14 protein-coding genes and 1 pseudogene are annotated in these 19275 nt (G+C 71.2%); 11 read left to right on the top strand and 4 right to left on the bottom strand.

What is annotated here, in order from left to right; all coding sequences use genetic code 11:
• Positions 1-38: 38 nt before the first annotated feature.
• From AB0M82_RS16590 to AB0M82_RS16575, 4 genes are all read left to right on the top strand, one after another.
• Positions 39-650, top strand: coding sequence for a CBS domain-containing protein (locus tag AB0M82_RS16590; protein ID WP_364722269.1), 612 nt, complete (start codon positions 39-41; stop codon positions 648-650).
• Positions 647-1552, top strand: a complete 906-nt coding sequence (locus AB0M82_RS16585) for a universal stress protein (protein ID WP_364722268.1) — start codon at positions 647-649, stop codon at positions 1550-1552. Before AB0M82_RS16590 ends, AB0M82_RS16585 begins: the two co-directional genes overlap by 4 nt.
• The gene (locus AB0M82_RS16580) at positions 1549-3894 is read left to right on the top strand and encodes a phosphoketolase family protein (protein ID WP_364722266.1); all 2346 of its coding nucleotides are present in this window, start codon (positions 1549-1551) and stop codon (positions 3892-3894) included. The genes AB0M82_RS16585 and AB0M82_RS16580 overlap by 4 nt, the downstream gene beginning before the upstream one ends.
• 247 nt (positions 3895-4141) lie before the next feature.
• Positions 4142-4612 (top strand): hypothetical protein, encoded by a 471-nt coding sequence (locus AB0M82_RS16575; RefSeq protein ID WP_364722264.1) that lies wholly within the window; start codon positions 4142-4144, stop codon positions 4610-4612.
• 235 nt (positions 4613-4847) lie between these two features.
• Here the strand turns inward: AB0M82_RS16575 and cydD are convergent, their stop codons facing one another.
• Genes cydD through AB0M82_RS16560 form a run of 3 tightly spaced genes read right to left on the bottom strand, consistent with a single transcriptional unit; the run spans position 4848 to position 10646 of the window.
• Entirely contained in the window at positions 4848-8207 is a 3360-nt protein-coding gene (cydD, locus tag AB0M82_RS16570; RefSeq protein WP_364722262.1) for a thiol reductant ABC exporter subunit CydD, read from the bottom strand.
• Positions 8204-9223: a cytochrome d ubiquinol oxidase subunit II gene (gene cydB, locus AB0M82_RS16565; RefSeq protein ID WP_364722260.1), complete on the bottom strand. Its 1020-nt coding sequence runs from the start codon at positions 9221-9223 to the stop codon at positions 8204-8206. The genes cydD and cydB overlap by 4 nt, the downstream gene beginning before the upstream one ends.
• Positions 9224-9239: 16 nt before the next feature.
• Positions 9240-10646, bottom strand: a complete 1407-nt coding sequence (locus AB0M82_RS16560; RefSeq protein ID WP_364722259.1) for a cytochrome ubiquinol oxidase subunit I — start codon at positions 10644-10646, stop codon at positions 9240-9242.
• Between the two features lie 164 nt (positions 10647-10810).
• Here AB0M82_RS16560 and AB0M82_RS16555 point away from each other — a divergent pair, with 164 nt between their 5' ends.
• Positions 10811-11449 (top strand): response regulator transcription factor, encoded by a 639-nt coding sequence (locus tag AB0M82_RS16555; RefSeq protein WP_364722257.1) that lies wholly within the window; start codon positions 10811-10813, stop codon positions 11447-11449.
• Between the two features lie 19 nt (positions 11450-11468).
• Here AB0M82_RS16555 and AB0M82_RS16550 read toward each other — a convergent pair.
• Positions 11469-11693 (bottom strand): annotated as a pseudogene (locus AB0M82_RS16550) (hypothetical protein); the annotation flags it as partial.
• A gap of 241 nt (positions 11694-11934) precedes the next feature.
• Between AB0M82_RS16550 and AB0M82_RS16545 the strand changes: the two are divergent.
• The 6 genes from AB0M82_RS16545 to AB0M82_RS16520 all read left to right on the top strand — a co-directional run bounded on the left by AB0M82_RS16545 (position 11935) and on the right by AB0M82_RS16520 (position 19247).
• Positions 11935-13629, top strand: coding sequence for a GAF domain-containing sensor histidine kinase (locus tag AB0M82_RS16545; RefSeq protein WP_364722363.1), 1695 nt, complete (start codon positions 11935-11937; stop codon positions 13627-13629).
• A 287-nt stretch (positions 13630-13916) separates the two neighbouring features.
• Positions 13917-14327: an Hsp20/alpha crystallin family protein gene (locus tag AB0M82_RS16540; protein ID WP_364722255.1), complete on the top strand. Its 411-nt coding sequence runs from the start codon at positions 13917-13919 to the stop codon at positions 14325-14327.
• Positions 14328-14394: 67 nt separating this feature from the next.
• The gene (locus tag AB0M82_RS16535) at positions 14395-17025 is read left to right on the top strand and encodes a GNAT family N-acetyltransferase (RefSeq protein ID WP_364722253.1); all 2631 of its coding nucleotides are present in this window, start codon (positions 14395-14397) and stop codon (positions 17023-17025) included.
• Positions 17026-17039: 14 nt separating this feature from the next.
• A complete protein-coding gene (locus AB0M82_RS16530) occupies positions 17040-18125 on the top strand; it encodes an acetate kinase (RefSeq protein WP_364722251.1) in 1086 nt (361 codons plus the stop codon).
• Between the two features lie 4 nt (positions 18126-18129).
• Positions 18130-18513, top strand: a complete 384-nt coding sequence (locus AB0M82_RS16525; protein WP_364722250.1) for a hypothetical protein — start codon at positions 18130-18132, stop codon at positions 18511-18513.
• Positions 18510-19247, top strand: a complete 738-nt coding sequence (locus AB0M82_RS16520) for a hypothetical protein (RefSeq protein WP_364722248.1) — start codon at positions 18510-18512, stop codon at positions 19245-19247. Before AB0M82_RS16525 ends, AB0M82_RS16520 begins: the two co-directional genes overlap by 4 nt.
• The last annotated feature ends 28 nt before the right edge of the window (positions 19248-19275 follow it).

Raw genomic sequence — 19275 nt, 5'->3', positions numbered from 1 at the left:
CCTTCCTAGGTTGGGAGGTGACAGGAAAGGAACTTGCGATGCGCGCACGCGATCTGATGACCTCGCCGGTGATCACTGTGCAGGCGTGGACGTCGGCCAAGGAGGCGGCCGGGCTGTTGTCCAGGCACGGCTTCACCGCTCTGCCCGTGGTCGACGACGACGATCGGCTGATCGGCATCGTCACCGAGGCCGACCTGATCCGCGGCTGGATCCCGGCGGACCCGCGCTACACCCACGAGCACCACGAGGCCGCCATCGCCGCGCGGACGGTCGGGGACGTGATGACCAGTCCCGCCACCGCGATGAGCTCGGGCGCCGATGTCGCCGACCTGTGTCAGGCGCTGGTGGACGCCCGGATCCGCGCGATGCCGATCGTCGACGGCTCGGCCGTCGTCGGCATCGTCACCCGCGGCGACATCGTGCGCGTGCTCGCGCGGGAGGACATCGACATCGCCAGGGATGTCAAGCACCGCTTGGAGATCTACGGCGGCAGTGGCCGCTGGAGGATCGACGTCCGCGACGGCCGCGTCCACATCACCGACCAGTTCGACGACGACACCGACTGGCACGTCGCCCAGCTGCTGGCGCTGGCCGTGCCGGGTGTCGTCGCCGCAGACACCGCCTACGCGGGTGAGGAGCAGACACGATGAGCACCATCGACTCGAGGATCACCGTGGGCGTGGACGGTTCGGCGGGTTCGACCGCCGCCGTCGCGTGGGCGGCGAAGATCGCCTCCTTACGCCACCTCGAACTCAGGATCGTGCACGGGTTGCAGCTCGCCGGCCTGTACTACGGCGGCGGCCTGCTCGGCGCGGGCGCGGAGGCGTTGTTCGACGCGATCCAGGTGGACGGGGAACGCGCCATCGCCGACGCCCGCAGCGTCGCGGCGTCGATCGACAAGGATCTCATCGTCTCGACCGAGCTGCCGAACGAGCCGCCGGTGCCGATGCTGATCGACGAGTCCCGGCACGCCCGGATGCTCGTCGTCGGCCGGACCGGCACCGGCGGGTTCGCCGACATGCTTCTCGGGGGCACCGCGGCTTCGGTCGCCAGCCACGCGCACTGTCCGGTCGCGGTCGTCCGCGGCCGGCAGGACTCCACCGACATCCCGGTGACGGGCCCGGTCGTGGTCGGCGTCGACGGTAGCCCGAACAGTGAACAGGCCATCGCCGTCGCGTTCGAGGAGGCGTCGCTGCGCGGGACGACACTGGTCGCGGTGCACGCCTGGAACGACGTCACCTACGAGGACGCCTTCGGCAGTGCGCGGATCCTCACCCAGCCGGAAAGCCTCGAAGAGGGCGAAGAGCGGCTGCTCGGCCAGCGGCTCGCGGGCTGGCAGGAGAAGTACCCCGACGTCGAGATCCGTCGGCAGCTGGTCCGCGACCGGCCGCGGCACGTGCTGATCGAGGCGAGCGAGACCGCGCAGTTGGTGGTCGTCGGCAGCCGGGGCCGGGGTGGGTTCTCCGGGATGCTGCTGGGTTCGACCAGCCAGGCGCTGGCCCAGCATGCCAGGTGCCCGGTGCTCGTCGTCCGGCCGGAGCCGGAGAAGTGACCGCCGTCGACGCCCGGCCAGCGGTGCTCGGCAGCACTGAACTCGCCCAGGTGGACGCGCTCTGGCGGGCCGCGAACTACCTCGCGGCCGGCCAGATCTACCTGATGGCGAACCCGCTGCTGCGCGAACCGCTGCGGCCCGAGCAGGTCAAGCCGAGGCTGCTCGGGCACTGGGGGACCTCACCCGGCCTCAACTTCGTCTACGCCCACCTCAACCGCGCGATCCTCACTCACGATCTGAACGCGATGATGGTCACCGGCCCCGGTCACGGCGGTCCGGCGCTGCTGGCCAACACGTGGCTGGAAGGCAGCTACACCGAGGCGTGGCCGGAGATCACGCGGGATGCCGAGGGCATGCGGGAGCTGTTCAAGCAGTTCTCGTTCCCCGGTGGCGTGCCCAGCCACGTCGCCCCGCAGGTCCCCGGCTCGATCCACGAGGGCGGGGAACTGGGCTACTCGCTCGCGCACGCCTTCGGGGCGGCGTTCGACAACCCGGGTCTGCTCGTGGCCTGTGTCGTCGGTGACGGTGAGGCCGAGACCGGTCCGCTCGCGACATCGTGGCACGCCAACAAGTTCCTCGACCCGGTCCGTGACGGCGCGGTGCTGCCGATCCTGCACCTCAACGGCTACAAGATCGCCAACCCGACGGTGCTCTCGCGCATCGCGCCGGCCGAGCTGGACGCGCTGCTGCGCGGGTACGGGTATGCGCCGCTCTACGTCGAAGGCAGCGACCCGGAGATGATGCACCAGGCGATGGTCGCCGCGCTCGACTCGGCGGTCGCGACGCTCGCCGAGCGGCGCGGTGTCTGGCCGATGATCGTGCTGCGCAGCCCGAAAGGCTGGACCGGACCGTCTGTTGTGGACGGCCTGCCGGTCGAAGGCACTTGGCGGGCGCACCAGGTCCCGCTGTCGGAGGTCCGTAAGAACCCGGAGCACCTGCGGCAGCTGGAGCAGTGGCTGCATTCATACCGCCCGGAGGAGCTGTTCGACGAACGCGGCCGCCCGGTCGCCGACGTCACGGCGATGATCCCGGCGGGGGAGCGGCGGATGGGCGCCAACCCGAACGCCAACGGCGGCATCCTCCTGCGCCCGCTCGCCCTGCCGGACACCGCGGCCCACGCCGTCGCCGTCCCGGCCCCGGGGGCGACGCAGGCCGAGCCGACCCGGGCGCTGGGCCGGTTCCTGCGTGACGTCTTCGCGCTCAACGCCGACCGGGCGAACTTCCGCCTGTTCGGCCCCGACGAGACGGCGTCCAACCGGCTCGACGCGGTCTACGACGTCACCGGCAAGCAGTGGCAGGCCGCGGTGGAGCCGGTCGACGAACACCTCACTCGGGACGGCCGGGTGCTCGAGGTGCTGTCCGAACACTTGTGCCAGGGCTGGCTCGAGGGCTACCTGCTGTCGGGCCGGCACGGGCTGTTCTCGTGTTACGAGGCGTTCGTGCACATCGTCGACTCGATGGTGAACCAGCACATCAAGTGGCTGCGGGTGCACCGGCAGATCCCGTGGCGGCGGCCGGTGGCGTCGCTGAACTACCTGCTCACCTCGCACGTGTGGCGGCAGGACCACAACGGCTTCTCCCACCAGGACCCCGGGTTCGTCGACCACGTCGCGAACAAGAGCTCCGAAGTCGTGCGGATCTACTTCCCGCCGGACACGAACACGCTCCTGGAGGTCGCGGCGCACTGCCTGCGCAGCCGGGACTACGTGAACGTGGTCGTGGCGGGGAAGAACGACAGTCCGAACTGGCTGGACGCCGAGCAGGCCGCGTTGCACTGCGCCCGGGGTGTGAGCATCTGGGAGTGGGCGAGCACGCATACCGACCGTGAACCGGACGTCGTGCTCGGCTGCGCGGGCGACGCCCCGACGCTGGAAGTGCTGGCGGCCGCGCAGATCCTGCGCGCGGAACTACCGGATCTGGCGGTGCGCGTGGTGAACGTGGTCGACCTCATGCGGCTGCAGCCGGAAGCCGAGCATCCCCACGGGCTCGGCGACCGCGAGTTCGACGCGTTGTTCACCCCGGACCGCCCGGTGATCTTCGCCTACCACGGCTATCCGTGGCTGATCCACCGGCTGGCCTACCGCCGCACCAATCACCACGACATGCACGTGCGCGGTTACACCGAGCACGGGACGACGACCACGCCGTTCGACATGCTGGTGCTCAACCACATGGACCGGTTCCAGCTGGTGATCGACGTGATCGACCGGGTGCCGGGCCTGGTCGCGACGGCGGGTGTGCTGCGGCAGCGGATGACCGAGGCCCAGGGCCGGCATCGCCGGTGGATCCTGGCCCACGGGGAGGACCTGCCCGAGATCCGGAACTGGACCTGGGAAGGCTGAGGCGTGACCGCCGCGGTCGCGCCGGCCGTGGCGGTCACGATCACCCTGGTCTTCGACTTCACCAACGGGTTCCACGACTCCGCGAACTCGGTGGCTGCGCTGGTCGCTGTGCCACGTCTTCCTTGGATGCCGCGGAGCACGCCTACCGGCGGGCGATCGCGGGGTTGGAGACCGAGCCGGACGTGCGCCGCGTGGTGCGGCTGCGTGAGCTGTACCGCCGAGCCGAGCACCTCACGCCCGCTCGGAGGTGGTCGGCCGCCGGATCCGGACGGCGATCGCCGACCTCGACACGGTGATCACCCAGATCCGCGAGACGGTGTTCCAGCTGGACGAAGTCCTGCCCCGGCGTGCGGGCAGCTTGCACGACCGGGTGCTCGAGGTGCTGTCGGAGGTCGGTGCCGAGCTGGGGCTCACCGCGTCGACGGAGTTCTCCGGCAAGCTCGACGCGATCCAGCCGGAGGAACTCGCCGACGAGCTGATCACGGCACTGCGGGAAGGGCTGCGGCTGATCGCCCGCCACACCGGCGCGGGTTCGGTCCAGGTGGCGGTGCGCTCGGGCGCGGAGCGGCTGAGCGTGGTCCTCGCCCACGACGGCAGCGGCACGCTCGACCGGACGCCGGAGGACGAGCTGGCTCGGCTCGCCGAGCCGGCGCGCCGCCGGGGCGGCGTGTCCGAGGTGCAGGAAAGCGAACTGAGCTGGTGGGTTCCGCTGTCCTGAGGTGACCGTCAGGAGGCGAGTCCGGGACCTTGAGATCCAGCGTCGGCTTCCTCCTGCCGGGCCGATGATGCAGGTGCCGATGCCGGCTTCAGGTCGTTCGCTGCTCGCTGGACGTCCGCAGCTGTGCGTTGGAGCCGGCTGGCTATGTTCTCGAGGTTGCCCAGCCGGCTGACGACCGCCAGAACGTTTCGACAGATCAAGGACGAAAACCGGTCGGTTGTCCCGTCACCTCGGCTCAATCCGGCGTCGTCACACCAGCGAGGCCCAGGTCGACGGCGGGCAGGGGTGCGAACTCCGCTGGGCGGTGGGTGACCACCAGCGTCGAGCGGCCCTCGGTCGCCGTCAGGACGTCGGCCGCCAGTGCTGCTGCCGTGGGGGCGTCCAGGTGGGCCGTCGGTTCGTCGAGGAGCAGGATCGGGCGGTCCGACAGCAGTGCCCGGGCCACGCCGATGCGCTGACGTTCGCCGCCCGATACCGCGCTTCCGTGGGTGCCCAGCGTCGTGTCGAGGCCGTCGGGCAGGGCGGTCAGCCACCGCCCCAGCTGGGCCAGGTCCAGTGCGGTGGTCAGCTCGGCGTCGGTGGCGGACGGCCGGGCCAGCCGGAGGTTCTCCCGCAGCGTGCTGTCGAACAGGTGCGTCTCCGGTCCGCACCAGGCGATCTGCTCCCGCACCGAGTCGCCGTTGTAGGTGCGGGTGTCGACGTCGTCGAGCAGGACGTGGCCGGCCGTCGGGGTGAGGTAGCGCATCAGCGCCGCGATCACCGTGCTCTTGCCCGCGCCGGACCGGCCGGTCAGTGCGAGCCGCCGGCCGGGGCCGATCCGCAGGGTGACTTCTTGGACCGCGTCGTGGCGGCTGTCCGGCCAGCGGACGGCGAGCCGCTCGGCCGCCACCTCCACCGCGGCGGGCGCAGGAACAACGGGTTCGGGCTGCGAGGCCGGGACGGCGTCGAGGTCGGCGAGCCGGCGCGCGGCGTGCCCGGCGCCGAGGAGCCGTTGCGCCGCCTCGGGCAGGCCGGCCACCAGTTCGGCGGTCGCGAGCGGGGTCAGGGCCAGCACGGCCAGTGCCGGCCCGGGGATGGTGCCCGCGCGCACGGCCAGGATGCCCAGCACGAGGCAGGCGACGGAGGTCAGGCCGACGCCGAGCGTCGCGATCCCGGTGCCGAGCCCGCGCCGGATCGCGGACCGGCGGGCGAGGGCGGTCAGTCCGGCGTCGAGTTCCCGCAGCCGGGAGCGCCGGCCCACCGCCGCGTCGTGGACGATCAGGTCGGCCGACGCCTGGAGCAGCTCGACGGTGCCGGCGGCGAGATCGGTCCGCAGCCGGGCGGTTTCCCGCTGCGCCCGGCGGGCCGTCGCCGCCGCCACCAGCGGGGCGAGCACGCCGGCCGCGAACAGGCCCACGGCGGCCGCGAGCCCGGCGCCGGGCAGGATCACGCCCAGCGTGACCGCGGTCGCGGCGAGCACGGTGAACGTCGAGATTCCGGGGACCAGGCCGCGGACCAGGACGTCCTGCTGGCTGTCCACATCGGACACCAGGCGGTGCAGCAGGTCACCGCGGCGAAGGCGCGACGTGCGGGCCGGCCCGATCCGGACCAGCTGCGCCCAGACCCGCACGCGCAGTTCGGTGAGCGCGCGCAGGGCGACGTCGTGGGACAGGAGGCGCTCGAGGTAGCGCAGAATGCCCTTGGCCAGGCCGAAAGTGCGCACGGCGACGATCGCCACCATCAGGCTCAGCACCGGCGGGTGCAGCGCGGCACTGGCGATCAGCCACGACGACGTCGCGGTCAGCGCCACCCCGCAGCCCAGGGCGGCGGTCGCGGCGAGGCACGCCAGGGCCAGGCGCCACCGGTACGGGCGCGCGGCGTCCAGCAACGGCCGCCACTTCGAACCAGGACCCTCTACTGTGGACGCTTCGGCGGACGGTGCGGCCACAGCGGGGCGAGTCGCAGCCGGTGCGGCGACGGGTGCGGGCGGCGCGGCGGGTGAGGTGACGGGTGCGCCGAGGGTGACGACCCGGTCGCACCGGGCCAGCACCGCGGGGTGGTGGCTGACGATCATCGCGGTCCGTCCGGCGAGGACCTTCGGCAGCCGGTCGAGGATGGCGGCCTCGGTCTCCGCGTCGACCCCTTCGGTGGGTTCGTCGAGCAGGATGAGCGGCCGGTCGAGCAGGACCGCGCGGGCGAGTGCGACCCGGCGGCGCTGGCCGGTGGACAGCCCGGCGCCGAGTTCTCCGACCATAGTGGACAGCGGGACGTCGAGCGCCGCGGTGTCGGCGGCCGCGACCACGGCGTCGTCGGTGGCGTCGGGAGAGCCGAGCCGGATGTTCTCCGCCACGGTCCCGGCGACGAGGTGCGGCTGCTGCGGCACCCAGGCGAGGTGCCGGTGCCAGGTGGCGCGGCCGATGTCGGCGAGATCCACGTCTCCGAGCAGGACCCGGCCGCGGTCGGGACGGCGCCAGCCGAGCAGGACGTCGAGCAGCGTGGACTTCCCGGCACCGCTCGGCCCGGTCACGCCGACGACCTCGCCCGGAGGAACGCGGAGGCAGAACCGGTCGAGGATCGGCCCCGACCGCCCGTCGACCGTGACGTCTTCGCACCGCAGCGCCACCCGCGTGAGGTCGGGAACCGTGTGAGTACCGGTGTCGCCGGTGGGGGTGTCGGTGAGCGCGATGATCTCTTCCGCGGCGGCGAGGCCCTCGGCGCTGTCGTGGAAGCGCGCGCCGACCGCCCGCAGCGGAAGGTAGACCTCCGGCGCGAGGATCAGCACGACCAGCGCCGTCTGCAGGTCGAGTTCGCCGGCCAGCAGCCGGAGGCCGATCGACACGGCGACGACCGCGACCGACAACGTCGCCAGCAGCTCCAGGGCCAACGCGGACAGGAACGCGACGCGCAACGTCCGCAGGGTCTGCGTGCGGTACTTCTCGGTGATCTCTCGCAGCGAGCGCAGCTGGGCGCGGGCCCGGCCGAAGGCGGTCAGCTCGGCCAGCCCGGCGACGAGGTCGAGGAAGTGGTTGCCCAGCACGGAAAGGGTCTTCCATTGCCGCTGGACGTCGCGCTGGGTGTAGAGCCCGATGAGGATCATGAAGATGGGGATCAGCGGTACGGTGAAGCCGACGAGCACCGCAGCGACCCAGTCGGCGGCCAGGATCCGCACGCCGACCACCAGCGGGACGACGGAGGCGATCAGCAGCTGCGGCAGGTACCGGGCGAAGTAGCCTTCCAGCCGGTCGACGCCGTGCGTCGCCAAGGACGCGACCTCGGCGGGGGAGCGGTCCGCCTGCCGAGGCCCGATCCGCAGCGCCGAGCCGATGACGGTCTCCCGCAGCTGGGAGAGCGCGCGGGCGGCGGCGCGGTGCGCGGTCGTCTCCGACAGCCACGCGATGCCGGACCGGGTGAGCACCACGAGCAGGAGCATCCCGACCGGGACCAGCAGATCCCGGAGAACGAAGCCGTCGAGGAAGGCCCGGGTGATCGTCTTCGCCAGCAGCTCCGCCTGGGCGAGCACCAGCATCGCGGTCAGCGTGCCGAGAGCGGCGCAGGCGAGGATGAACGGCCGGACCGCGCTCGTGTGGCGGAGCAGCCGGGGGTCGAGGGGCTTCACCGGCGAGCCGCGGGGAGCCCGCCGCCGGCGGGAATGGACGCCCGGCTGATGCGCTTGCGGAACACCCAGTACGTCCAGGCCTGGTAGGCCAGCACGATCGGGGTGAACGCGACCGCGACCCAGGTCATGATTTGCAGCGTGTACGGAGTCGAGGAAGCGTTCGTGGTGGTCAGGCTGAACGCCGGGTCGGTCGTCGAGGGGAACACGTTCGGGTAGAGCGACCAGAACAGCGTGACGGTGACGGCGATGATCGCGCCGGCGGTGCTGGCGAAGGCGAGCCCGTCGCGTTCTCCGGCGGTGAACAGCACGCCTGCGATCAGCAGCAGCGCGGCGATCAGCGATGTCAGCCACGCCGAGCCGCCGTGGTCGATCGCGGTGTAGCCGAGGAAGACGCCGCCGGTCACGATCGCTGCGCCGCCGAGGGCCCGGCTGAGTGTCCGGGCCCGATAGCGGATTTCGCCGGTCGTCTTCAGCGCGAGGAACACCGCGCCGTGGAAGGTGAAGAGGCTGAGCGTGGCCAGCCCGCCAAGCAGGGCGTACGGGTTGAGCAGGGTGAAGAACGAGCCGGTGAAGTGGTGCTGCGCGTCGAGCGGGACGCCGTGGACGATGTTGCCGAACGCCACGCCCCACAGCAGCGCGGGGCCGGCCGAGCCGAAGACGATGACCCAGTCCCAGACGTTGCGCCAGCGCGGACTGTCGATCTTGCCGCGGAACTCGAACGCCACCCCGCGCAGGATCAGCGCGACGAGCACCAGCAGCAGGGCCAGATAGAACCCGGAGAACAGGCTGGCGTACCAGAGCGGGAAGGCGGCGAAGGTGGCGCCGCCGGCGACGAGCAGCCAGACTTCGTTGCCGTCCCAGACGGGGCCGATGGTGTTGATGAGCACGCGGCGGTCGGTGTCGTCGCGGCCGAGGATGCGCAGCAGGGTGCCGACACCGAAGTCGAAGCCTTCGAGGACGAAGTAGCCGGTCCAGAGGACCGCGATGAGCAGGAACCAGATGTCGGTGAGGGCCATGGCGGGTCTCCGGCGCTTAGTAGGCGAAGGCCGCGGGCCGCGGCTCGTCGGACTCGGGTTCGGGGGTGTCGTGGGGTGCTTCCGGTGGTGGGGGACCGGCTTTGGCGTAGCGGACCATCAGGAGGCCGTCGACGACCGCGAGGACGCCGTAGAGGAGCGTGAAGACGATCAGCGAGGTCAGCACGCTCCCGGCCGGGACCGTGGGCGACACCGAGTCGGCGGTCTTCAGGACCCCGAACACCGACCACGGCTGGCGGCCCATCTCGGTGAAGATCCAGCCGACGCTGTTGGCGAGGAAGGGCAAGGCGAGCCCGGCGGTGGCGGCGGGGTAGAACCAGCGGGCGCGTGGGGTGCGGCCGCGGCGGAACAGCCACAGCCCGGCCAGCGAGATCAGCAGGCAGAGGAAGCCGAAGCCGATCATCAGGCGGAACGTCCAGTAGGCGACCGGGATATCCGGCCGGTACTCGCCGGGCCCGTAGACCTGCTGTTCCTGAGCCTGGAGGTCGTTGATCCCCTCGACACGGCCGTCGAGGTGGCCGGTGGCCATGAACGAGAGCACGCCGGGCACGCGGATGCTGAACTTCTCCTGCGAGCCGTCGAGCGAGCCGATGGTGAACAGCGAGAACGACGCGGGTGCGACGGTGTCGTAGAGCGCTTCGGCGGCGGCCATCTTCATCGGCTGCTGCTCGGTCATCAGCCGGGCCTGCAGGTCACCGGTGACGATCACGCCGAGGCTGGCGAGCAGCACGGTGACCAGCGCGAGTTTCATCGACGGGCGGAACACGTCGGCGGAGCGGTTCTTCCGGAGTTGCCAGGCGCTGATCCCGACGACGAACATGCCGGCGGTGAGGAAGCACGCGGTGATGGTGTGAGCGAAGGCGCCGACGGCGGTGGAGTTGGTGAGCACGGCCCCGAAGTCCTTCAGTTCCGCGCGGCCGGTCGCCGGGTTCACGATCGAGCCGACGGGGTGCTGCATCCAGGAGTTGGCGGCGAGGATGAAGTACGCCGACAGCACGGTGCCGATCGCGGCGATCCAGATGGTCGCGAGGTGGAGTTTCTTCGGTAGTTTGTCCCAGCCGAAGATCCACAGGCCGAGGAACGTGGATTCGAGGAAGAAGGCCAGCAGCCCTTCGATGGCCAGCGGTGCGCCGAAGATGTCGCCGACGAAGGTGCTGTAGTCCGACCAGTTCATCCCGAACTGGAACTCCTGCACGATGCCGGTCGCCACGCCCATGGCGAAGTTGATGAGGAACAGCTTGCCCCAGAACTTCGTCATCCGGCGGTACTTGTCGTTGCCGGTCCGCACCCACGCCGTCTGCATCCCGGCGACCAGGAAGGACAGCCCGATCGTCAGCGGGACGAAGATGAAGTGGTAAACGGTGGTGATCCCGAACTGCCATCGGGCGAGGTCCAGGGTGCTCATCCGGTTCTCCTGCTCGCGCGGACGATGTTGACCCCGGCAGCATCCGGTCCGCGGGCCTTCCGGCGAGAGGGTCCTTGGTCACTTCCCCGACGGTCCCGAGTCCCTGCTGTCTGGAGCCCGATGGTCGTAGGCTGATCTCCGTCGAACCGGATTGGGGAGGTCGGATGCTTCGCGTTTTTCTCGTCGACGACCATGAGGTCGTCCGCCGTGGTGTCGCCGATCTGCTGGACGAGGACGAGAACCTCACCGTGATCGGGCAGGCCGGCAGCGTGTCGCAGGCCTTGGCCCGGATCCCGGCGCTCAATCCGGACGTGGCGGTGCTGGACGTGCGGCTGCCGGACGGCAACGGCATCGAGCTGGCCCGCGAGCTGCGTTCCAAGCTGCCCGAACTCAAGTGCCTGATGCTCACCAGCTACACCGACGAGCAGGCGATGCTCGACGCGGTGATGGCCGGGGCCAGCGGGTTCGTCATCAAGGACATCAAAGGCATGGACCTGGTCTCGGCCGTGCGGGAGGTCGGCGCGGGCAAATCGCTGCTCGACGCGCACGCGGCGGCCGCCCTGATGGCCAAGCTGCGGGACAACCAAACCAAGAAAGGCCCGCTGGCCGATCTCTCGGACCAGGAAAAGAAGCTGCTGGAGCTGATCGGCGAGGGGCTGACCAACCGCCAGATTTCCGAGCGGATGTTCCTCGCGGAGAAGACGGTCAAGAACTACGTCTCCCGGCTGCTGACCAAGCTCGGCATGGAACGCCGCACCCAAGCCGCCGTCCTCGCCACCGAACTCCGCAACCAGAACGGCTGAGCCGTCCCCGGTCCGCACAGGCGCTCAGCCGGTCCGGCTCCAGCAGGACGTCGGCCAGGGACCGGCGCGGGGTCCACGGCACCGGTGCGCCGCGGCCGAGCCGCAGCACGATCTGCGGCCACAGCCCGCCACCCAGCAGTTGGCGCAGTTCCTTCCGGACCGTGGGGACCTCCACCGGCTGGGAGATGAACGACGTGTCCAGCCCGGCGGCGGTCGCCGTCAAGAGCACTCGCCGCATCGCCTGATCGGGGTCCAGCAGGCCGATCGAGGTGATGGGCAATGTCATGGTTTCCCCTCGGTGCCCAGGCGGGCACACTGTCGTACGGGTGGCTCAACGCAACCATCTCTTCGGGCACGGGTCCGGGGAAAGGGTCTCCGGCAGAAAGTCGCCAGCGGTGAGGCCGTGGCCGGTGAGGCGGGGATTGGGACGGGGGTCGGTGGACGAGTTCGAGAATCTGGCGGCGGACGGACCCGGTCCGCGACGGATGGCGGGCACGCTGTCCGGCCTGCGGCTGCGCGAGGTGCTGCGCGACCTGCAGGATCGGATCGAGCTGCTGATCGGTACCCGGGACAAGATGGATGGCCTGCTCGACGCCGTCCTGGCCGTCGCGTCCGGGCTGGAGCTGGACGCGACGCTGCGGCGGATCGTGCAGGCCGCGATGGAACTCGGTGAGGCGCAGTACGGCGCTCTCGGGGTGCTGGCCGAGGACGGTTCCCTGTCGGAGTTCGTCTACGTCGGCATCGATGACGAGACCCGCCGGCTGATCGGTGATTTGCCGACCGGTCACGGCGTGCTGGGTGTGGTCATCGATGAGGCGAAACCGTTGCGGCTGGAGGAGATTTCGTCCCATCCGGCGTCGGTGGGGTTCCCGGCGCACCACCCGCCGATGCACTCGTTCCTCGGGGTCCCGGTGCGGGTGCGCGACGAGGTGTTCGGGCGGCTGTACCTGACCGAGAAGAAGAACGGGGAGCCGTTCACCGACGACGACGAGGTGGTTGTGCAGGCGCTGGCCGCGGCGGCCGGGATCGCGATCGAGAACGCGCACCTCTACGAGCAGGCACGGGTGCGGCAGCAGTGGCTGGCCGCCACGAGCGAGGTGACCACCGAGCTGCTCGGCGGCACCGACCCGGCCGAGGCGCTGACCACCATCGCCAGCCGGGCCCTGGAGCTGACCGGCTCGGACGTCACCATGCTCGCGTTGCCGAACTCCGGGCGGCTCGACGTCGACGAGGACTGGGGTGACGACGTCGACGACCTGACCGTGACCGTCAGCGCCGGCGCCCGGGCCGCGCAGCTCTCGGGCCTCCACATCGAGCTCGAGGACAGCGTGCCGGGCGCGGTGTTCCGGGACCGCACACCCCGCAGTGTCGCTGAACTCCACCTGGGCCAACACCGCTTCGGGCCCGCGCTGGTCGTGCCGCTGCGTGCGGGTGACCGGACGACCGGTGTGCTCATCGCGATCCGGGAATCCGGGGCCGGGTCCTTCGACTCGACCCAGCTGTCGGTGGTGGCCTCCTTCGCCGATCAGGCGGCGCTGGCGCTGCAGCTGGCGGCGCAGCAGCGGGCGGCGCGGGAGCTGGACGTGCTCGGTGACCGCGACCGGATCGCCCGCGACCTGCACGACCACGTCATCCAGCGGCTGTTCGCGGTCGGGTTGTCGATGCAGAGCACCCAGCGGCGGACGAAGTCGCCGGAGTTGCAGAAGCGGCTCGGCGACAGCATCGAGCAGATGCACGAGATCGTCCAGGAGATCCGCACGGCGATCTTCGACCTGCACGGCGGCGTGGCGGGGGAGACCGGCCTGCGGCTGCGGCACCGGCTGCACGACGCGGTCGCCGAGCTCACCGACGACGCGCCGGTCCACCCGACGGTCAGCATGTCCGGCTCGATCGACACCGTGCCCACCCAGCTGGCCGAGCACGTCGAGGCGGTGGTCCGCGAGGCGGTCAGCAACGCGGTACGGCACGCTGAGGCCTCGACCTTGTCGGTGTCGGTCGCGGTCAAAGACGACGTGCTGCGCGTTCTCGTGGTCGACGACGGCAAGGGACTACCCGAGGACGTCTCGCCGAGCGGGCTGGGCAACCTGGGTGACCGCGCCGAAGCAGTCGGTGGAGCGTTCACCCTCGGCCGCGGTCCTGATGGGGGCGTGAAGGTGGAGTGGTCGGCCCCGGTCGGCTGATCACCGGCCCCGGATTGCCTGAGTCGAACGTGTGTTCTATTCTGCGTGGGTGTCGGGCGGAGTGGGGAAGACTCCGCCCGACACCCTTGGCGGAGCGGGTCGGCACGCTCCTCCCCCTCGGCGTGTCGGCCCGCCCTCAGCTTCTGCGGTAACGGGGCCAAAGGTTCGCCCGGTCGGTTTCGGTGACGAAGGTCCTCGGTGTTCGGGTAGTCCGGCCGCGTCGCGGCAGCCGGTGCCCGAGGTCTCCTTGTGGTGCGACGCCCGTCGTCGCGGAGAGGAGAACCACGATGACTGCCTTGGTGCCGGGTTCACGCCTGGCGTTGCCGAGCATCGCGGCGTGGCTGGAGAACCCCTGGCCGTTCGCCGAGCACAACCCGGTCCGGATCGAGGAGTCCACTGAGGACGGACGGTACCTCGTGCGGGCCGAACTGCCCGGCTTCGACCCGGAGAAGCACATCTCCGTGACCACCCACAACGGGCTGCTGACCATCTCCGCCGAGCGTGAGGCGAAGGAAGTCGCCGAAGGCGGCCGCAGTGAGTTCTACTACGGCACCTTCAGCCGCACGGTCAGCCTGCCGGCCGGGGCCGACCCGGCGAAGGTCAAGGCGACGTACACCGACGGCATCCTCGAGATCACGATGCCGGTTTCGGAGCACCCGCGCGACAAGCACGTCAAGATCCAGGTCACCAAGAACTAGGTGACTCCCCTGCGGTGGGCGTGGCCCGTGGTCGGCCGCGCCCACCCTCATGCGGCGAGGAGAAACAATGCGCGTCGAGGCGGGCTCCCGAGCCCTGCTCGCGGACGGCGACGTGGTGCTCGTGCGCCCGTTGCACCCGGCCGACACCGCCGAGGTGCTCGCCCTGCACACCCGGCTCACCCAGCAGGACACCTACTTCCGGTTCTTCGGCACCCGGCCGTCCGGATTGGACAGACTGGCGGCGGAGATGACCGCCGTGCCCGGCCCCGGGCACTACGCCGTGGGTTGCTACCGGCGCGGTGAGCTGGTCGGTGTCGCGAACTACGAAGTCCTCAAGGACACCACCGACGCCGAAGTCGCCCTCGTCGTGGACGCGGCCGTGCGCACGCAGGGCGTCGCGACCCTGCTGATGGAACACCTGGTCTCCCACGCCCGGAAGACCGGCCTGAAGCGGTTCGTCGCCGAGGTGCTCGCCGAGAACGCCAAGGTGCTCCACGTCTTCGCCGACCTCGGCCTGCGGTTCGAGGCCAGCGTCGGCGGCTCCGAGCGCGACGTCGTGATGAACCTCGACGAGGATCCGGCCTACCTGGATGCCGTGCTCGAGCGCGACTCGGTCGCCGACGCGGCCAGCCTGGCGCACCTGCTCAAGCCGTCCTCGATCGCCGTGATCGGCGCCGGCCGGCGCCCCGGCTCGGTGGGCCACGCCGTCCTCGCCAACCTGGTCGCTTCCGGCTTCGCAGGCCCGGTGGAGGCGGTGAACCCGCACGCTGAAGCGATCCTCGGCGTGCCGAGTGTCCCGTCCGTGGCGGCATTGAGCCGCACCCCCGAACTCGCCGTGGTGTGCCTGCCCGCACCGGCTGCCGCCGAGGCGGTCGAAGAATGCGGAAAGCGCGGCGTCCGGGCGGTCGTCGTCATCTCTTCCGGGCTGACCGGCACCGAGCACGGTGGCCGGGTCCACACGGCGGTGCGTGACTACGGCATGCGGCTGGTCGGCCCGAACTGCCTCGGCATTCTGTCGACCGACCCGGCTCGCCCGCTGAACCTGACCTTCCTCGCCGGGCAGGTCAAGCCCGGCAACATCGGCGTCGTCACCCAGTCCGGCGGGGTCGGCATCGCGCTCGCCGAATCGCTCGGTGACCTCGGCCTCGGCGTGTCGACGCTGGTCTCGACCGGCGACAAGTACGACGTCAGCGGCAACGACCTGCTGATGTGGTGGACCGCCGACCGGCGCACCGAACTGGCCGTGCTCTACCTCGAGTCGTTCGGCAATCCTCGCAAGTTCAGCCGGCTGGCCCGGCGCCTGGCCCGGACACGTCCGGTGCTGGCCGTCCGCTCCGGCAGCGGCGACACCGCGCAGCGCGCGGCCGCGTCGCACACCGCGGCCGCCGCGACTCCCGCGGTCACCCGGGACGCGTTGTTCGAGCAGGCCGGGGTCATCGCCGTCGACACTGTCGCCGAGCTGGTCGACGTGATCGCCGGGCTCTCCTGGCAGCTGCTGCCGGGCGGGCCGCGCGTGGCGGTGGTCAGCAACGCAGGCGGCGCCGGGGTGCTGGCCGCCGACGCCTGCGAGCGCGAGGGCCTGGTCATGGCCGACTTCGCTGAAGAGACCCGGGAACGGCTCGCCAAGCTGCTGCCGTCCGAAGCGGCTGTGCGGAACCCGGTCGACACGACGGCCGCCGTCGCACCGGAGATGTTCGCCGACGCGCTGCGTGCCGTGCTCGCCGACGACGGCGTCGACGCGGTCATCGCCGCGACCGTGCCCACCGCGGTCGGGGATCCCGGCACGTCGCTGGCGGCCGTGGTGCCGCCCGAGTACAAGACCGTTTTCGCGGTCCGGCCGGGGCAGCGGGCCCGGGTTGCCCCGCTGGTACCGGGCACGGGTGTGACGGCCTGCTACGACGATCCGGCCGCGGCGGCCGCGGTGCTGGCCAGGCTGGTCCGGTACGAGCAGTGGCTGAACCGGCCGGAGCCCGGCGAGTCCGTGCCACGGCTGGAAGACCCCGATGCGCTGCGGGCGTTCGCCGCCGGCCGCGAAGGCTGGCTTTCGCCCGCGGACGCCGTCGAACTGCTGCGGCTGGCCGAGATCCCGATGGTGGAGACGCACTATGTCGAGGCCGACGACTCGATGGCCGCCGCGGCCGCCGATCTCGGCTCGCCGGTCGTGCTGAAGGCCGACGCCGAGGGACTGCTGCACAAGACCGCCGGCGGCGGCGTCCTGCTGAACGTGCACGGCGCCGATCGGATCCTGGAGGCGTTCCGCACCCTGCGGTCCCGCTTCGGCTCGGCCCTGCGTGGGGTCACCGTGCAGCCGATGGCCGAACCGGGCCGGGAAGTGCTGGTCGGCGTGCGCTCGGACCCGGTGTTCGGGCCGCTCGTCGTGTTCGGCCTCGGCGGTGTCGACACCGACCTGATCGCCGATCGCGCGGCCCGGCTCGTCCCGCTCACGAGCGCCGACGCCGACTTGCTCCTTGATGGGTTGCGATCGTCGAAGACGCTCTGGGCCTCCGCGCTGGATCGGGCAGCGGTGCGCGAACTGCTGCTGAAGGTCAGCCGCCTGGCCGAGCTCGTCCCCGAGCTGGCCGAGCTGGACCTCAACCCCGTGCGAGTCCGGTCCGACGGCTGCGTGGCACTCGACGTCCGCGCCCGGCTCGAACGGTCCACCTCCGCCGACCCGTTCCTGCGCCGCCTGCGCGACTGAAACCGGAGGAAACCGTGCGTGTCCTGACCCTGAACCCAGGTTCGTCGAGCATGAAGGTCTCGCTCGTCGCCGACGGCACCGCCGTCGGCTGGACGGCGTGGGACCTGGCCGACCCCGGTGCGATCGCCCAGGCGATCCGCCGCTGGTCCGATGTGGACGCCGTCGCCGTCCGGTTCGTGCACGGCGGCTCGCAGAAGGTGCCCGCGAGAGTGGACGACGCGTTGCTGTCGAACCTCGAACGGCTCATCTCGCTCGCGCCGAACCATCAGCCGCTGTCGCTGACCGTCACTCGTGAAGTCCGGCGCCTGCTGCCGGACGTCCCCGTCATCGCCTGCTTCGACACCGCGTTCCACGCCCGGATGCCCGAAGCCGCCGCCCGGTACCCGCTGCCGCGGTCGTGGACCGTGCAGAACCGCTTGCGCCGCTACGGTTTCCACGGCCTGTCGTGCCAGTACGCCCTGCGCCGCACCGCCGAACTGCTCGGCCGTGCGCAGGAAGATCTGCAGATCGTTTGTGCCCACGTCGGAGCCGGGGTGTCGGTGACCGCGATCCGCGACGGCCACGGCGTCGACACCAGCATGGGCTTCACTCCGCTCGAAGGCGCCATGATGGCCACCCGGTCCGGCTCGATCGACCCAGGGCTGCTGCTGCACGTGTTGCAGACGGCACCGATGAGCCCGGCGGAGATGGCCGACGCGTTGTTCCACCGGTCCGGCCTCGCCGGGATGACCGGCACCAACGGCGACCTGCGCCAGGTGCTGGCCGCGGCGAACCGCGGGGAGCGGGACGCTTCGGTGGCTCTCGACGTCTACCGGCACCGGCTCCGCCGGGAGATCGGCGCGGCCGCGATGAGCCTGTCCCGGCTGGACGCCGTCGTGTTCACCGGCGGTGTCGCCGAGCACCAGCCGGACGTGATCACCTCGGTCATCGACGGGCTGGGCGTGCTCGGCCTGCGGGCCGGGGAGGTTCCGCACACCGACGTCGACCGGATCGTCACGGCGGCGGGCTCACCGATACCCGCCTTGATCGTCCTGCCCCGGGAAGACCTGGAGCTGGCCCGCGGCGCCGAAGAAGCGCTCGCCCGAGTAACCGTGAGGTGAAGCCATGCACGTCCTGCTGACCGAATCTTCCTTCGGGGACGCCGACTTCCTGGTGCAGCCCCTGCGTGACGCCGGCTGCCTGGTCAGCCGCTGCCACAACCGCGCCGGACTGTGCCGCGCCGTCGCGGTGGGCGGCCGCTGCCCGCTCGACGAGCCCTTCGCCCAGCCCGACCTGCTCGTCGACGTCCGCGGCCAAGGCGCGGAGCTGACCGCCCGCGAATACGGCGTCGTGTGCGCGATCCGCGACCACGTGCCGGTCGCGCTGGTCTCCCCGGATCCGGACGTGGGGGCGGAAGTCCCGGACGGACTCGAAAACCGCGTCACCGTGATCGACGTCGACGGGCTCCTGGCCACCTGCCGGGCCGCCTCGAGACACCTCGGCGGATGACCACGCCGGGGTTCCGCTGGGACCGCTCGTCGCGAGCCGTGCTCGCCGACGCGCTGATGCGGCTCGGCCCGAACCGGTGCGTCGCGGAAGTCCGGCCGGACGAGATCGTGCTGACCGAGCCGCCCATCCGCCGCGAGCGAGCCGACCGGGCCGTACTGTTCGAATGCGGCGCGGCCCTGTCGACGATCTGGACGGTTGTGCGGGTGCTGGGACGCGAGCCGGTGGTGGCCTTCCCGCACGACCCGGCCCGCCCCGCCGTCGTGGCGGTCGTCCGGGTCGGCGCTTCGCGCAGCTCGACCAGCGGCGAATGGGCGCGGTACGCGGCGCTGCGCAAGCTGGGCAAGCCCGGCCAAAGCAAGCCGTTGCGGCCGGTCAGCCTGGCCGTGCTGGATGCGCTGGCCGGTGACGACTTCTGGCCGGAGACCGAGGTCCGGATCGTCCGCCCGGGCTGGGCACCGCTGCTCAAGCAGCTCGGGGCCGACCTCGCCGGTCAGTCGTCCCTGCTGATCACCACCGCCGACGACAGCCGCCGCCACCACGTCTTGGCCGGTGCCGCGCTGCACGCGACCCGGTTGGCCGCGGCGGTCCGCAGCTTCACTTCCCAGGAGGTCTCGCTGCCGGCCCAGGCGCCCACGGAACGGGCCCGGTACGTCGAAGAATCGCTGCTGCCCGGCATCCCCCAAGGACTGCTGCTGGTCGGCCTCGCCACGCCCAAGCAAAGGAACACGGGATGACCACGCATCTCAGGACCGAACCGGCCGT

The organism is Amycolatopsis sp. NPDC051128 (assembly GCF_040682715.1).
Lineage (GTDB): Bacteria > Actinomycetota > Actinomycetes > Mycobacteriales > Pseudonocardiaceae > Amycolatopsis.
The sequence above is the reverse complement of the archived record's forward strand: the minus strand, read 5'-3'. Positions and strand labels throughout refer to the sequence as shown.

What these genes read in the sequence shown, in the direction of transcription:
- AB0M82_RS16535 (WP_364722253.1), top strand. Translation starts at nt 14,395, where the DNA reads ATGCGCGTCGAGGCGGGCTCCCGAGCCCTGCTCGCGGACGGCGACGTG.
- AB0M82_RS16560 (WP_364722259.1), bottom strand. Translation starts at nt 10,646, where the DNA reads ATGAGCACCCTGGACCTCGCCCGATGGCAGTTCGGGATCACCACCGTT.
- AB0M82_RS16590 (WP_364722269.1), top strand. Translation starts at nt 39, where the DNA reads ATGCGCGCACGCGATCTGATGACCTCGCCGGTGATCACTGTGCAGGCG.
- AB0M82_RS16555 (WP_364722257.1), top strand. Translation starts at nt 10,811, where the DNA reads ATGCTTCGCGTTTTTCTCGTCGACGACCATGAGGTCGTCCGCCGTGGT.
- AB0M82_RS16540 (WP_364722255.1), top strand. Translation starts at nt 13,917, where the DNA reads ATGACTGCCTTGGTGCCGGGTTCACGCCTGGCGTTGCCGAGCATCGCG.
- AB0M82_RS16525 (WP_364722250.1), top strand. Translation starts at nt 18,130, where the DNA reads ATGCACGTCCTGCTGACCGAATCTTCCTTCGGGGACGCCGACTTCCTG.
- cydB (WP_364722260.1), bottom strand. Translation starts at nt 9,223, where the DNA reads ATGGCCCTCACCGACATCTGGTTCCTGCTCATCGCGGTCCTCTGGACC.
- AB0M82_RS16545 (WP_364722363.1), top strand. Translation starts at nt 11,935, where the DNA reads ATGGCGGGCACGCTGTCCGGCCTGCGGCTGCGCGAGGTGCTGCGCGAC.
- AB0M82_RS16585 (WP_364722268.1), top strand. Translation starts at nt 647, where the DNA reads ATGAGCACCATCGACTCGAGGATCACCGTGGGCGTGGACGGTTCGGCG.
- AB0M82_RS16520 (WP_364722248.1), top strand. Translation starts at nt 18,510, where the DNA reads ATGACCACGCCGGGGTTCCGCTGGGACCGCTCGTCGCGAGCCGTGCTC.